Below are 14923 nucleotides of genomic sequence, written 5' to 3'. Positions count from 1 at the left end.
TTCGGCGTATGCGACGACCCAAGCCCAAAGGAGTCGTCATGTCCGCCTTTCGCCTGTCCGTTCTTGCCGCCCTGACCCTGGGCGTCACGACCCTTGCCGCCGTGGTTTCCGGTGACGCGCCCGACGTGCCCCGGACGAAGGCAGATTTGGGCGCGCTGTTGTTTCATGACGTGAACCTCTCGGCCAACCGGACACAATCCTGTGCCAGTTGCCATGACCCCGCCTATGGGTTCGCCGACCCACGCGGCATGGCCTCACCCGGCGACGACGGTCTGTCGCTCGGGGACCGGAACGCCCCCACCGCCACCTATGCCGCTCTCTCACCCGCCTTTCACCGCGATGCCGAAGGGCGCTGGACAGGCGGGCAATTCCTGGACGGGCGCGCCGCGACGCTTGCGGACCAGGCCGGCGGCCCGCCGCTGAACCCCATCGAGATGGGCATGACCGACAAGGCGGCTGTCATGGCCCGCCTGCGCGAAGACCCGGTGTACGAGGCCACCTTTCCGTCCCTCTTCGGCGCGGAGGTCTGGGACGAGGCGGACAGCGCCTATGCCGCCATGACGCAGGCCATCGCCGCCTTCGAGGAAACCGAGGTCTTTGCGCCCTTCGATTCCAAATACGACCGGTTCCTGCGCGGCGACGCTGAGCTGACGAAACAGGAGGAACTTGGGCGCTTGCTGTTCTTTTCGCAGCAATTCACCAACTGCAACCTCTGCCACCAGGTCGGACGCGGCCAGATGGACCCGCGCGAGACCTTTACCGATTACCGCTATCACAACATCGGAGTGCCGCAGAACGGCCCGTTGCGGGGCTTGAACGGCATTCTGCCGGACCAGGTCGACAACGGCCTGCTGGACAACCCGGCGGTGACGGACCCGGGCGAACGTGGCAAGTTCCGCACCCCCACCCTGCGCAACGTCGCCGTGACCGGCCCTTACATGCACAACGGTGTGTTCCAGGACCTGCGGACGGTGATCCTGTTCTACAACCGCTACAACAGCAAATCCGCCGCGCGACAGATCAACCCGGAAACCGGCGCGCCCTTTGGCCCGCCGCCTGTCCCGGGTACGCTGGCGCAGGAGGAGCTGACCCACGGGCCCGCGCTGGACGATGAACGCATCGACGCACTGGTGGCGTTCCTGAAGACGCTGACCGACGCCAGGTACGAGCATCTTCTGTCCAGGGACTGACCCGAGCCCTGCCCCGGCGGCAGCTTGCGCCCGGCGGCCCGGCATGCTCTGTCGCGGGGAACACAGACGGACGGCCCCATGCTTCTCATTCTGACCCATGACATCCTGCCGGTCTTCTCGATGCTGGCCCTGGGGTTCCTGTTGGGCCGCCTCGACAAGGTCAGCAAGGGTGAGGCGGGCGCGATCAACCGGATCGCCTTTCTCATCCTGCAACCCGCGCTGATCTTTCCTCTGATCTCGGCGCTGGACTGGTCATCCTTCCGGGTTGGCGCGCTGGCCGGGTATGCCGCCTCTCAGGTGGCGCTGTTCGGTCTGACCTTCGCGGTCTGCCGCCTGCTGTTCCGGCGCGAGCTGCTGGAATCCTGGCTGCTGGCGATGGCCACGATCTTCGTCAACACGCTGCTGTATATCTGGCCGATCAGCTTTCTGATCTACGGCGAGGCAGCGGCCCTGCCCGTCACCGCCATCGTGGCCTGGGACGCGGCGGTCAGCTTTGCCTTCTTCATCGTCACGACGGACCTGATGGCCAATCGCGGTGCCGGACCCGGTCCGGCCCTGCGGCGCATCGCGTCGAACCCGGTGCTGATCGCCATCGCGCTTGGCATGGTGGTCAATGTCACCGGCCTGCCGGTGGCAGAGCCGATCCTGACCGCGATGGGCTTTGCCGGGGCCGGGGCCGCGCCGCTGACCCTATTCGCCCTCGGGGTGATCCTGTCAGGCCACGCGCTGACACCGACACCATTGGTGGCCACTGTGTCCGCCCTGAAACTGCTGGCCTTCCCGGCACTGGTCGCGGGTGCCCTCTGGGCCGTGGCCCCGCCCGAGGCCTGGCAGACGCTTTTCACGCTGACCGCCGCCGGACCGTCGGGGGCAATGGCCTTTGCGCTGGCGCTGCTGTACGGCGTGCGCACGGATGCCATCGCGCCGGTCATCATCTGGACCAGTGTCCTGTCGCTGTTTTCGCTGGCCTGGCTGGCCTGAAGTGCCCAGAAACCGCCACGTTTGACCTGGCGGCAGGGTTATCAACAGGCATCCACAGTGGCAATTCGGACTCACCTGATCCAGCGAAACTCCATAAAATTAACGATTTCCGAACCGCCTTCCCGAAATCGGGAAAAAATTATCCACAGGCGGGCTTAGTGCTGGGCAGAAACCAAGGTTTTGCCCTATAGTGATCCCACAGAGGACAGAAAATCCAAGGATGTCTTAGAGCATCCACACGGAACACAAAGCAGGCAGGCTTCAAAAGTGTCCCCAAATACGGCTCTCACGGTGCGCCCCCTGGCCGCCGCGGACGAACCGGCGTGGCGTGAGCTCTGGACGGCCTACCTGGCCTTCTACGAAAGCTCCGTTCCCGAACCGGTCTATGCGTCCACCTTCGCACGCCTTCTGGGCGATGATCCGCGCGACTTCAACGCCCTTGTCGCCGAACTTGACGGCAGGCTGGTCGGCCTGACGCAATACCTGTTCCACCGCCACGCCTGGAAGATCGAGGAGGTCTGCTACCTGCAGGATCTCTACGCAGTTCCCGATGTGCGCGGACAGGGCATCGGTCGCGCCTTGATCCAGGGCGTCTATGACAAGGCAGATGCCCATGGCGCCGCCACCGTCTATTGGTTAACGCAGGACTTCAACACCACGGCCCGCCAGCTTTACGACCGGATCGGCACGCTGACGCCCTTCATCAAGTACCAGAGGATGTGATGCGCAGGTCCCGTCGCCTGATGCTCCCGCTCTACCTGCTGCTGGGCGCCTGCATGCCGGCCACGCCGACCGACACCGCGGCCACCCGCGCGGCCGCGGTCGACGGAACCAGCGGCCTGCCCCCGATGAAGAGCTTTGCCGCACCGCGCCCACAAGCGCCCGTGGCCTCGAACCAGGACGTGGCGCGGGATTTCCTCGACCTGGCCTTCACGCTGGAATCGGGCCGCCCGCTGCAGAGCTTTACCCGTTTCGACACGCCGATCACCGTCCGCGTCACCGGTGCGCCACCCGCCTCGCTGGCGCCGGACCTGCGCCGACTGCTGCACCGGCTGCGCAAAGAGGCCGGGATCGACATCGCGCTCAGCGGCGACCCCCAGGCCAATATCACCGTCCAGGCCGTCAGCCGGGCCGACATCCGCGCCGCCCTGCCCCAGGCCGCCTGTTTCGTGGTTCCCAACGTCTCGTCCCTGGCGGAATACCGCAGCAAGCGGCGATCCCGGTCTGTCAGCTGGTCCTCGCTGACACAGCGTGAACGGCTGGCGATCTTCCTGCCCAACGACGCCTCGCCGCAGGAAGTCCGCGACTGCCTGCACGAGGAGCTGGCCCAGGCCATCGGCCCTCTGAACGATCTCTATCGCCTGCCCGACAGCGTGTTCAACGACGACAACGTCCACACGGTCCTGACCGGCTACGACATGATGATACTGCGTGTCTACTATGACCCGGCGCTGCGCACCGGCATGACGCGGCGACAGGTTGCCGACCGTCTGCCCGCGATCCTGGCCCGCGTGAACCCGCGCGGCCAGGGCATCGTCCCGCAGCGGCTGGCAAAAACGCCCCGGGTCTGGATCGACGCGGTTCAGACGGCCCTTGGCCCCGGCGCCAACCCGGCACAGCGGCGCACCGCCGCCATCGAGGCGCTACAGGTTGCCTCGGCAATGGGCTGGACGGATCATCGCCGCGCCTTTTCGCATTACGCGATGGGCCGGCTGCTGCAGGCCACCGACCCGCAGGCGGCGCAGGATCAGTTCGTCCTGGCACAACGCTATTTTGGCCGCCGCCCGGACACCGCGCTCCATCGCGCCTATGTCGCCTCGCAACTGGGGGCCTATGCCATCGCCTCGGGCAATTCGGAACATGCTCTGGCCCTCATCGGTCCGCACCTGGACACCGCCGCCCGGCATGAGAACGCGGCCCTTCTGGCGACGCTCCTGATGCTGCGGGCCGAGGCACTGGAACTCTCGGGCCGCGTTGCCGAGGGCCGCAGCGTCCGGGTGGACTCGCTCGGCTGGGCACGCTACGGGTTCGGCTCTGATTGGGCGGTGCGCGCGAAACTGCGCGAGATCGGATCGCTCAATCCCGCGAGGCAGGGACAAGGGACGCTATGATCGTGATCCTCGGGGCGCTTCTGGGCGCCATCATCGGCGGGACGACCGCCAAACGGCGCAAGGGCAACTGGGCCGATATTGCCCAATACGCGGTGATCTATGCCATCGCCTTCGCCCTGTTGGGGCTGGTCGTGACGATCGCGCTGGAAAAGACCCTGCTGGGCTGAGGAACGCCGGAAATTCGCGGGCAATCGCCAGGATGACGGCCAACGCGGACAGCCGAACTGCCGTCCCGTACCCCATTTCCATGCCCGGCAAATCGGGATAGCGTCGCGCCATGTTCGTACCCTTCTTCGAAACCCTCCGGAAATCCGGCGTGCCGGTCACGCTGCGCGAATACCTGACCTTTCTCGAAGGATTGCGCGCGGGCCTCGCCACCTATGACGTCGAAGCCTTCTACTTTCTGGCGCGCAGCGCGATGGTCAAGGACGAACGGCATCTCGACCGGTTCGACCGCGCCTTCGCAACCGCCTTCAAGGGGCTGGACCAGATCAGCGCAGAAGAAGTCTTTGAGGCGGTCAACCTGCCCGCCGACTGGCTGAAAAAGCAGGCCGAAAAGCACCTGACCGAGGAAGAGCGCGCGCAGATTGAGGCGCTTGGCGGCTTCGACAAGCTGATGGAGACGCTCAAGGAGCGCCTGAAGGAACAGCAGGGCCGCCACCAGGGCGGCAACAAGTGGATCGGCACGGCCGGCACCTCACCCTTCGGCGCCTATGGCTACAATCCCGAAGGCGTGCGTATCGGACAGGACGAAAGCCGCCACCAGCGGGCGGTCAAGGTCTGGGACAAGCGGGAGTTCCGCAACCTCGACGACTCGGTCGAGCTGGGCACGCGCAATATCAAGGTCGCGCTCAAACGCCTGCGCCGTTGGGTGCGGCAGGGCGCCGAGGAAGAACTGGACCTCAACGGCACCATCCGCGCGACCGCCGAACACGGCTATCTTGACGTGGTCACCCGGCCGGAACGGCACAACGCGGTCAAGGTGCTGCTGTTTCTCGACGTGGGCGGCTCGATGGATCCGTTCATCAAGGTGGTCGAAGAGCTGTTCTCTGCCGCGCGGTCCGAGTTCAAGCACCTCGAACACTACTATTTCCACAACTGCCTGTACGAAGGTGTCTGGCGCGACAATTCCCGGCGCTGGGATGGGCAGACCCCCACATGGGAGGTGCTGAACACCTACGGGCCGGACTACAAGTGCATCTTTGTCGGCGATGCCTCGATGTCACCCTATGAGATTGCCTATCCCGGCGGCGCCAATGAACATTGGAACGCCGAGGCCGGACAGGTCTGGCTGCAACGGGCGCGTGACCAGTGGCACGATCACCTCTGGATCAACCCGGTGCCCGAGAAGCACTGGCAATACACGCAGTCGATCACCATGATCCGCGAGATATTCGAAGACCGCATGGTGCCGATGACGCTGGAAGGGATCGACCGGGGCGTGCGCCTGCTGGGCTGACGTCCCACGAATGGGCCCGTCCCGGGCGTGACCCGGGACCTCCTGCCAATCTGGCAGACGGCCCCGGATATGCCCGGGTCACCGGGTTGCCAGCCCCCGCGCCGCACGCAGCGTCCCCGGGCCGACCTTGGCATCCAGCGCACCGTCATAAAGCCCGCGTTCCTGCAGGATCCGCTGGAAAGCCAGTGCCGTGTCCCGGTCCCAGGCGACGGCGCGGCCATCCACCCGGCCCCGGATCTCGTTGACCGAAACCTGGCCCGACTCCAGCGCCTGGACATAGAGCGAAGCCGCCTGTTCGGGGTCGTAGTCCACCCCCTCGCCGCGTTCATAGAGGAACCCCAGCGCGTTGATCGCCGCCGGGTCGCCACCCTGGGCCGACCGCCGGATCAGCGCCGCACGCTGTGCCGGATCAGTGACCGGGCCATCCTCGGAGTAAAGCTGAGACAGGGCCCGCGCCGCATCCTCGTTGCCCTGTTTCGAGGCCAGTTCGAGCATTTCGGCCGCCTTGACCACGTCGGGCAGGCCCAGTTCCTCGGCCAGGCCGCGCGGCAGGCTGCGCGGGTTCATGTAGATCGAGGCGAGACGCAGCTGGGCAAAGTGATAGCCCCCATCCGCGGCCTCCTGCAGCAGGCCGACCATCTGGCGGAAGTCGCGCGAGGTTCCGCGCCCCAGCCCGCTCATCATGCCAAGAGTGGCCTTTGCCGGTAGATCGCCGGCATCCGCAGCCGCGCGATATTCGGCGATGGCCCGGTCCAGATCCTCGGACACGTCGCCGGTGCCGAAGTTGAAATAATCACCCAACTTGGTGCGCGCGGCTGCCACCCCGGCCTCTGCAGCCAGTTCGAAGGTTTCCAGCGCCAGGGCATGTTCACCATCGGCTTGCATCAGAACGGCCACCTGGAACAGCGCCTCTGGATCCGGGTTGGCCCCGATGACCGCCCGTTCGCAGGCAGCGCGGGCGGAACGCAGCGCGCGGAAGTAATCGCTGACCGCCTGCTTGCTGACCGGCGCCTCGGCCGTGGCCGGACCCGCCAGTTCGCGGCACAGCCGGGCCGCATCTTCCGCACCGGCAGCCTGCGCCGGAGCAGCCAGCGGCATCAGCGCCGCAGCAAGAATCACTTTGGTAAGGTCTCGTGTCGAACGGATCATCCGCGCGTTCCTTTCAACTTTTCGACGTTATTTTCGCAAATGACCTGCGGGCTGTTGCCCAGATGCAAGTCCTCGCGGAAATCCGCCACCTGCTGCCGAAGCAGTTTGACTAAAATCCAGAGATACTCTTTCATTCCAATTGGATGAGATCAAACCCTATCAACGGACACATCGGTGCATGATCCGCTTTGCGGCCTTGCAGCCACAGGATGGTTGCGGGCCGGGTTGGCGAGTTCCCGCCCAAGGCGGGCCATGCCGTGCGCATCGTCATTGTTCGCTTAACGCTTCGCGACTAGGAGGCAGCGTCATGATGCAGGCACACTCCTCCGATCTTGAAATCGCCGCCGAACACAAGGGCTGGTTATCCAGACTTGATTCCGCCGCACGCCGTCCCGGCCTCGTTGCCGCCGCACTGGGCTTTGCAGCCCTGAACGCGGCTGCGGCCGTGACCGTTCTTGTCATGATGCCCGACGATCAGGGCCCGACAGCGGCACCCGCGACACCGGTCATGGTGAGCAAGCTGGCCCCGACGGTCGCGCCTGCCCCGGCCGCCGAGCCCCGGCACGCGGCCCTGAGCGAGGTGGTCCACCGTTTGCCACGCGCACAGACCTGGCACCCGCCGCACCAGCTGCCTGTCGGGCGCGACCATTCCGCCGCGCCGGACATCGCGCGCAGCGCTCCCGGCGGGCTTGCCGCGCCGCGCGCCGACGGCCTGCCGACACCGGAACTGGACAGTGCACCGCTGGCGCTGGCCTCCTTGCCGCGCGACGTCACCCCGGAGCCGGACAAGGAAGTGCTGAAGTCTTCCTTGGTGCCGCAGATCGCGACACTGGGGACGATCCGCCCCCGCGCCCGCCCCGAACTGGACATTCCCGAGGTCCCCGAGACCATCCAGGTTGCGGTGTCGCTGCGTCCGAAACTGCGTCCGGAGGGTTTGAAACTGCCCGAACCCAGCATCGACCGCACACCCGAAGCAGAGGCGCCGACCGCCACGCTGGCCGCCCTGCCGCGCGCCATCGAACGCCCGGTGTCCGGCGCGACCTGCAACACCCGCCTGACCCGCGCCATGCCGAACCGCCGTGGTTCGGCGAAAGGCGGCGACGCGGTCATGGCCGGCCTGATGCGCACCAGCGGCACCGAGCGCGACCGCCTTGTCGCGCGTGAAATTCTTGCCGGAAACATGCCCTCGTTCCTCCAGGACCTGGTGCCTGTCGAAGTCTCGGGCCGCGCCCGCGACGGCTCGCCGATCCGGATCACATTCTGCGCGACGCCCGATTACCTGGCCGTCGGCAGTGACCGCGATTTCGTGCGCGTGCCGATGGGCCTGCCCGCCGCGATGCAGATCGCCGGGCGCTTTGACATGATGCTGCCGACGCGCCGCATGGTGGACCAGATCTACCGCGCCGCCGACACCCGCGTGGCACCGAAGCCGATGACCCCGGGTCCGCAGATGTCCTCGACCGACTATCTCGTGCGCCACAACCGCACCGTCGAAGGCCAGTTGCGCGGAGCCTCCGTCGCCGGCCACCTGACCTCGGGCCACAAGAAGGACCTGGTGCTGACCAATCGGCTGAGCAGCAACCGTGGCCGCGTGGCGATCTATGGCTGGCACCGGACCAACGGCAAGGCGATCCAGCCGCTGAGCACCGTGCACGGCGCCACCTACGCCGACTACAGCCACGGTGTTCGCCTGATCAGCCAGACCGCCTATCTGAACGGACGCCCCGTGCGCCTGGCCGACCTGATGGCAGACCCGGACTACGCATCGCTGATCAGCGACGAAGGCCCGATCCGCGCCGCGCAGCTGCAGGTCGCAAGCGCCAACTGAGACCCGGCCCGTTCGCGGACGTGAACCAATAAAGAGGGGGCGCTGCCCCCTCTTGGCCTTCGGCCAATTCACCCCCGGGGTATTTTTGCCAAGAAGAAACTCGATAGGGGCGTATCGGGCCGCACCGGACATGAAGAAACGCCGCCGGGCGATGGGCCGGGCGGCGTTTCTTGTTTCGGTGTACGGAAGCGTCAGTTCACGTCCTTGAAGCAGCGGAATCCGAGGTGGTAGTTATGGTGGCTGCCCTGCGCCAGCACGCGTGAGCCATGCCAGTAAGGCGCGCGCCAACGGCTCCAATGGGTATGGGCGCGTACCGTGTCCCAGATGAACCAGCTGCCCTTCATCTCGGTCACGCCCAGCTTGCGGCTGCCGCGGCTGGCCATCTGGTCGGCTGCCAGCGGCAGGTTCATGTGCTCGGCCGCGTTGCCGTCGATGTCGTAGACGCCAAGTGGGCTCTTGCAGTTCGGGAAGCTGCCCGCCGGATAGGTGTTGGACCCGCAGCCGGTAAAGCTGCCGCCATTGCAACCGCCGGACTTGAAGCTGCCAGTCGCGCAGACGCCGCTTTTCCAGGTCGGGCCGATGCTGTAGCGGGCGCTGGACTGGTACTTGCGGTTATGGGCCGCGCGGGCGGCCTGCACGCTCATGCCAAAGAAATAGTCCGGCGGGGTCAGCGCCCCGTGCGAGGCGCCTTCCCATTCATGCGCGTCGCCGATGCGTTTTCCCTCGGCCCAGCACAGTTCCGCCGCTTCGCGGGCACGCACCCAAGTCACCGGGTAGGCCAGCGGCACGTTCGGCCATTCGAACATGTCGGCGCAGACCTTGGCATCCTCTGGCTGTTGCGTCGCCGGATCGTAGAGCGGCGCCATGTACTTCTCGCCGCAGATCTTCTCGAACCGCTTGTTGCGGTAGAACTCCAGCGCCGGGGCGGGCAAGCGCGCCTGCGCCTGTTCCGGAGTCAGCGGATGACGCGTCACCGCAGGGTTGCCCTGCCCGATCCAGCGCGAGCCGGCAAAGATCTGGCGGATGCGCTGGATCTCGGCATTGGTGACGCCCCGCGCCGCCTGCATCTGGCGAAACATCGCCTCGTTGTTCTGTTGCAGGGTCTGGGCGGCGCCTTCGGATGCGCCGATCAGCCCCGCCAGCACGACCCCCAGGGCCGCTCCGATCACCTTGCGCCTTGTCGTCATGTCGCTCACTTCCTCAACAGGTAGATGAAGTCACGGTTGTCCGCGAAGCCCACGAACCGCGGAATCGGCGTGCCGTCGCGGCGGCGGTCGTCGATCGAGGCCATTCCGCTGACCAGGTGATGCGGGACCACGGCACCGTCCTCCTGGGTGTAGACGGCGGCATAGGTGTGTTCCTGCGAGTTCATGTCCAGAAGCATCGCGTAGTCGCAGCCATAGGCCTGGAATGTCCGCGCCATCGCGGACGGCGTCGCGGTCGAGAAATAGGCATAGATCAGGAACTTGCGCCCGGCGGCGGTCTTCATGCAGGCGCCGCCGCGCAGGGTGCGCAGCTTGGCGTCCGCGTCGCCGGACCAGTTGCCGCCCATCCAGCTGCGCACCTGGCTGCCGGGCACCCCCTCGCCGGTGGCGGGGTCCGGTTCGACCAGGGGCACGCCGTTCTGGCGGGCAAAGCGGATCCGCGGCAGGAGTTTTTCATCCTCGCGCGTCCATTTGCGCATGTCGATGGTGCCATCATCCATGACGAGAATGGTCACAAGGTCCGGCTGCAGCTTGGAGAAGACCACGCCTTCACTGATGAACCCATAGTGATGGCCGTAGTTGGTATAGGCCTTTTCCGTCAGGCGCCAGGCGCCGTGGCTGCGCTTGAACCCGGCGGCGAAGGTGCCCACCACGCGGTCGGTCTTGGCCGGGGACAGCATGCCCGAGCGCACCAGCGGCGTGGAGTCGTCGATGCCGTCGGGACCGGGTGTACGATAGTTGCGCCCTGCCCCCGAAGGCCGGGGCGACCAGCCCAGGCGGGGGTGTTCGGTGCCCAGCTCGTAGCCCAGTTCGAACTGTTCCAGATCGAAGGCCATCATGTAGACGTCGGCGCCGCGCTCTACACCGTCCAGCCCATGCGTCTCTCCCGGGCGGCTGAGGATCTCGCGCGAGATCATGCCGGGCTTCATCGCGCTGGCATAGACACCGGGCACATCCTTGATGGCGTACCAGCTGCCCGCCTCGACACGGCCGCCCTCGGCGCCTTCGAGATCGAAGTTGAAGCTGGCACGGAAGACCGGCGCATTGTCCAGCTTGGCCTTGCCAAGCGCCTTGACCGTTTCGCCCGCATCCGCGCCCTCGACCACGGGGCCGGAGTTCATGAAGGCATCCTCGTAGAAGGAGCCCTTGATCATGTTCACGATGCTTTCGCCGAAGACGACGTTGTCGCGCAGGAATTCCGCCACTGCCTCGCGGTTGGTGGAGTTGCCGCGCACCTGGTTGCGCAGGAACACGCGTTCCTCGCAGATCGGCGCGAAAGGCAGCCCGCGATACTGGGCCTCGTCCAGCTCGGGGCTGCGGCCCGACCAGGGGGCGCAGCGGTACTCGGTCGCCTCGCCGGTGATGACCAGTTCGGGCTCGGCCCCGCCCGCCAGCGCCATGACCGAATGTTCCGGATCGGCCAGTTCCAGGTGGAACTGCCGCGTGCTGGACCAGAATCCCTCGGAGCTGACGGTCAGAACATACCAGGAGTTGATGCCCGGGTTCAGCGAGACCAGCTCATAGCTGGTGCCGTCGGCCCCCTGGGCGGTCTGGGTGGTGCGGAAGGGTTGCAGTTCGAGAATGCTCTTGGTGCGATCCTCATTGTACTGCTGCATCTGAAGCGCGCGCGTCTGCGGATCCAGCACACCGCCTGCCTCTGCCAGTGCGGGCGTGGTGTGCAGGGTGGCGGCGGAAATGGCCGCCACCGCGGTGGCGCTGATAAAGCTCTTGGGTCGCACGATTATCCTCTCGCGTTGTCCCGGGAAAGCGGCCTGCCGCCTTCAAAGGAAATGAACAATTTTCTCCGTACCCCGCCTGGCTGGACAGTCATCCGGCAGCGCCGGGCGGACGCGGACAGTCAAAGTTACAAATGACAATTTTGAGTGTGTGAAAGCAACCCTCGCGGAACAGCTCGCGAGGATGTTATGCACAGCCGCCACAGGGGGCACCCGGGCGGCGTCCAATCCAACCGGGACGGCGACATTGTCCGCCGTTGGAAAACACCCCGGCCCGATCCGGGGCCAATGCCGTGCATCCTGCGGGAAATGGTGGGTGATGAGAGACTCGAACTCCCGCACCAAAACCGTAACGCATTGAAATTGCGCAACCCTCAAAGCCGAGGTCTTGCCACTATGTACCAGCACCATGCCCCAGCAGTATGCGGACCACAAGAGCGCTGCCGAAAGGAGAATTCTCTGAAGGACGGCTAAACAGAACAAGCCTGAATGCGATCAAGCGCTAGGACCGATACAGCTCCGCCTGCAAGTCAGTGAAGGCCCTTCGGATTTCGGAGAGGTCACCGAGCTTGGCTTTTCCTTCCGACACGCTGCCATAGCGGCTCCGTAGGAATCGGCCCAAGCTGTCTGAAGCCAGCTCGTCTTCACCATTGGACACGTAGGCGCCGAGTATGCCTCGTAGCAATTCGCGCATCTCGTCAGCATAGGCTTGATCGAAACCAGACCCTTCCAGCTTGGTTACCCGCTCTGATCTGGTCAGAGGCGGGAGCGTGAACAACACGTAGGACAAGACGTCAAAGAGGTCACTGTGCGGTGCATCGACCAAGGCGCGGATATCGTCCAGACGGTCACGCCCATAGCCGACCTCGTCAAGTTGGTCGATAAAGCGCTGGCGCTTGTCCGGGTCACTCCACAGAGCGCGAAGATGGTCCTCGTCCGTCACCATGCCCGACAAGTCTCCGAACAGCCGCTGCAGGAACTCGGTTGCAGAGATCGGCTTGCCGTCAGGTCCCCAGTAAGAGGTCGCGGCGACGTATTTGATCTTGCGGGCCTTCCCGTCAGCCAGCTTGACCACAAGCCTCTCAGGAGGCTGCACAGGCCCTTCCTCGTCCTCTGGTGTCTCTGGTGACGGGTCGGGAGGAAGCGGCTGGAGAGGCCCGCGTGGCGGCTCTGGCGGCTCCTCTGGTTCCCCGTCCCAATCGGGATCGTTGAAGTTCTCGTGCGCCTTCACGAAGTCCCAGATCGTGAAGTAGTCCTTGCCGTCGTAGACCCGCGTCCCCCGACCGATGATCTGCTTGAACTCGATCATGGACCGGATCGGGCGCATCAAGACGATGTGGCGGACATTCCGTGAATCGACCCCCGTGGAGAGCTTGTGCGAGGTCGTCAGGACCGTCGGGATGGTCTTGTCGTTATCCTGAAAGGTGCGCAGCCATTGCTCCCCTACGGCGGCGTCCTTGGCTGTCACGCGATGGCAGTAGTTGGGGTCGCTGCTGTCCTTCACCTTGTTGATCAGGTCCCGGATAAGAGCTGCGTGGTCCTGCGTAGCGCAGAACACGAGGGTCTTCTGTCGCTGGTCCATCTGGCTCATGAACTCCTTCACCCGGCTCAACTCGCGCTCTTCGATGATGATGCGGTTGTTGAAGTCGTCTTCGGTGTAGGTCTTCCCCTCCTCGACCTCTCCCGCAAGGACGTCATCCTCGGGATCGTAGACGTACTCGTCGATAGTGCTGGCCATCTGGCGGACCTTGAACGGCGTCAGGTAGCCGTCGTCGATCCCGTCGCGCAGGGCATAGGTGTAGACCGGCTCACCAAAGTAGCCGTAGGTATCCGCGTTGTGCTTGCGCTTGGGCGTTGCGGTCAGGCCCAACTGCACCGCAGGCTCGAAGTACTCTAGGATGCGCCTCCACGAACTCTCGTCCTTTGCCCCGCCCCGGTGGCACTCGTCGATCACGATGAAGTCGAAGAAGTCGGGCGGATAGTCGTAGAAGACCGGCTCGTCTCCCGTCATGAAGGTCTGGAAAATGGTGAAGAAGAGGCTGGCGTTCCTGGGCACCCCACCCTTGCGGCGGAGGGTCTTCGGGTCGATCCGGGCCACGGCGTCCGAGGGGAAGGCGGAGAAGGCGTTGTAGGCCTGATCGGCCAGGATGTTGCGGTCGGCCAGGAACAGGATGCGCGGGCGGCGCTGTGGTTCGTAGCTCAGGTTCCAGCTCGACTGGAACAGCTTCCAAGCAATCTGGAAGGCGATGGACGTCTTGCCTGTGCCGGTGGCCAGCGTCAGTAGGATGCGGCTCTGTCGCCGCGCTACGGCCTCCAGAGCGGCTGTGACGGCCCGGTGCTGGTAGTAGCGCGGTTCCCACTTGCCGCCATCGGTCTCAAACTCCACCTCGCCGAAGCGGCCACGCCACTCAAGATGGTCCGAGAAGGTGCGAGACCACAAATCCTCGGGCGAAGGGAACGGCAACGAGAGGTCGTCGTCCTCAATCCCGGTGGCCATGTCGGTCTGGTGCCACTTCAGCCCGTTGGAGGCAAAGGCAAAGCGCGTGCCAAGGCGGTCAGCGTAGTCCTTAGCCTGTCCGACCCCGTCACGGTGGCTGTGGCCCGCCTTCTTGGCTTCCAATGTGGCGAGCTTCTGGTCCTTGTAGATCAGCACGTAGTCGCAAGAGAGGCCCTTGCCGCGCTTGCCACCGCTCTGGATGCGGCCCGGACAGATGACCTCGCGCTTGATCTTCGAATCCGGCACCACTCCCCAACCGGCGTCCCTGAGCGCCGGGTCAATGCGCTCGGCGCGGGTGTCGGCTTCGGTCTCGTCTTGTAGGCTCATCCTAGACCTTCAAGCCCTTATTCTCCTCCAGGAAACGGAGGACCTCATCCAGCCCTCGGATGATGTGAAGCTTGTTGGCCCCGAACTTGTAGTGGCCTGTAGACAATTCCTCAGGCGAGAACTCAGCCCGCAATGGGTTCCGGCTCTTGATCTCTTCGCCGTTCGCATTTCGCAGAGTCAAAGGATAGCGAAAGCTCCGGCCTTGGCCTTCATACGCGCCGCCGGGTCCCCAATTCTGGATATTGCCGTTGTAGCACTGGCTTCCGACTATCTGCTCTAGCTCAGCCAAAAGCTGCGCCCGCCGTTTCAGTGCAGCGTAAGCGGTGCTCTGCCCCCACCTTCCCTGTGAGCGCGTGATCTGCGAGTCCCAGCGTTGTGTAGATTTGCAGGGATTTTCTCCATGGAGCACTCAGCGGAGTTTCTCAATGAGGTGATTGTCG

General features: G+C 65.0%; 12 protein-coding genes. 7 read left to right on the top strand and 5 right to left on the bottom strand.

The features are described 5' to 3' along the window. Positions 1 to 38 precede the first annotated feature (38 nt). From G9Q80_RS06680 to G9Q80_RS06655, 6 genes are all read left to right on the top strand, one after another. Positions 39 to 1190 carry a cytochrome-c peroxidase gene (locus G9Q80_RS06680; RefSeq protein WP_088713940.1) on the top strand — a complete coding sequence of 384 codons (1152 nt, stop codon included), beginning with the start codon at positions 39 to 41 and terminating at the stop codon, positions 1188 to 1190. A 78-nt stretch (positions 1191 to 1268) separates the two neighbouring features. Continuing rightward, positions 1269 to 2171 (top strand): AEC family transporter, encoded by a 903-nt coding sequence (locus G9Q80_RS06675; RefSeq protein WP_088713941.1) that lies wholly within the window; start codon positions 1269 to 1271, stop codon positions 2169 to 2171. Between the two features lie 291 nt (positions 2172 to 2462). Continuing rightward, positions 2463 to 2894, top strand: a complete 432-nt coding sequence (locus G9Q80_RS06670) for a GNAT family N-acetyltransferase (protein WP_500862228.1) — start codon at positions 2463 to 2465, stop codon at positions 2892 to 2894. Further along, positions 2894 to 4282 carry a DUF2927 domain-containing protein gene (locus G9Q80_RS06665; protein ID WP_088713943.1) on the top strand — a complete coding sequence of 463 codons (1389 nt, stop codon included), beginning with the start codon at positions 2894 to 2896 and terminating at the stop codon, positions 4280 to 4282. Before G9Q80_RS06670 ends, G9Q80_RS06665 begins: the two co-directional genes overlap by 1 nt. Further along, positions 4279 to 4449, top strand: a complete 171-nt coding sequence (locus G9Q80_RS06660) for an apolipoprotein acyltransferase (RefSeq protein ID WP_069211616.1) — start codon at positions 4279 to 4281, stop codon at positions 4447 to 4449. Before G9Q80_RS06665 ends, G9Q80_RS06660 begins: the two co-directional genes overlap by 4 nt. A 110-nt stretch (positions 4450 to 4559) precedes the next feature. Beyond that, the gene (locus tag G9Q80_RS06655; RefSeq protein WP_088713944.1) at positions 4560 to 5741 is read left to right on the top strand and encodes a vWA domain-containing protein; all 1182 of its coding nucleotides are present in this window, start codon (positions 4560 to 4562) and stop codon (positions 5739 to 5741) included. Between the two features lie 78 nt (positions 5742 to 5819). On the opposite strand, the gene G9Q80_RS06650 is transcribed toward G9Q80_RS06655, so the two are convergent. Both G9Q80_RS06650 and G9Q80_RS06645 read right to left on the bottom strand, forming a co-directional pair. Beyond that, a complete protein-coding gene (locus G9Q80_RS06650) occupies positions 5820 to 6890 on the bottom strand; it encodes a tetratricopeptide repeat protein (RefSeq protein ID WP_088713945.1) in 1071 nt (356 codons plus the stop codon). Further along, on the bottom strand, positions 6887 to 7024 hold the full coding sequence (locus tag G9Q80_RS06645; RefSeq protein ID WP_157903766.1) for a hypothetical protein: 138 nt from the start codon (positions 7022 to 7024) through the stop codon (positions 6887 to 6889). The genes G9Q80_RS06650 and G9Q80_RS06645 overlap by 4 nt, the downstream gene beginning before the upstream one ends. Positions 7025 to 7197: 173 nt before the next feature. On the opposite strand from G9Q80_RS06645, the gene G9Q80_RS06640 reads away from it, so the two are divergent. Beyond that, on the top strand, positions 7198 to 8718 hold the full coding sequence (locus G9Q80_RS06640; protein ID WP_052244754.1) for a hypothetical protein: 1521 nt from the start codon (positions 7198 to 7200) through the stop codon (positions 8716 to 8718). 191 nt (positions 8719 to 8909) lie between these two features. Here G9Q80_RS06640 and G9Q80_RS06635 read toward each other — a convergent pair whose 3' ends face one another. The 3 genes from G9Q80_RS06635 to hsdR all read right to left on the bottom strand — a co-directional run bounded on the left by G9Q80_RS06635 (position 8910) and on the right by hsdR (position 14483). Continuing rightward, positions 8910 to 9905, bottom strand: a complete 996-nt coding sequence (locus tag G9Q80_RS06635) for an SUMF1/EgtB/PvdO family nonheme iron enzyme (RefSeq protein WP_088713946.1) — start codon at positions 9903 to 9905, stop codon at positions 8910 to 8912. Between the two features lie 5 nt (positions 9906 to 9910). Further along, positions 9911 to 11662: a hypothetical protein gene (locus G9Q80_RS06630; protein ID WP_088713947.1), complete on the bottom strand. Its 1752-nt coding sequence runs from the start codon at positions 11660 to 11662 to the stop codon at positions 9911 to 9913. A gap of 499 nt (positions 11663 to 12161) precedes the next feature. Further along, positions 12162 to 14483, bottom strand: a complete 2322-nt coding sequence (hsdR, locus tag G9Q80_RS06625; protein WP_088713948.1) for an EcoAI/FtnUII family type I restriction enzme subunit R — start codon at positions 14481 to 14483, stop codon at positions 12162 to 12164. Between the last annotated feature and the right edge of the window lie 440 nt (positions 14484 to 14923).

Source organism: Mameliella sp. LZ-28, from assembly GCF_012274245.1.
In the GTDB taxonomy this organism is placed as follows: domain Bacteria; phylum Pseudomonadota; class Alphaproteobacteria; order Rhodobacterales; family Rhodobacteraceae; genus Antarctobacter; species Antarctobacter albus.
Note: the sequence above shows the minus strand (reverse complement) of the source record. Positions and strands in the feature narration are given on the sequence as shown.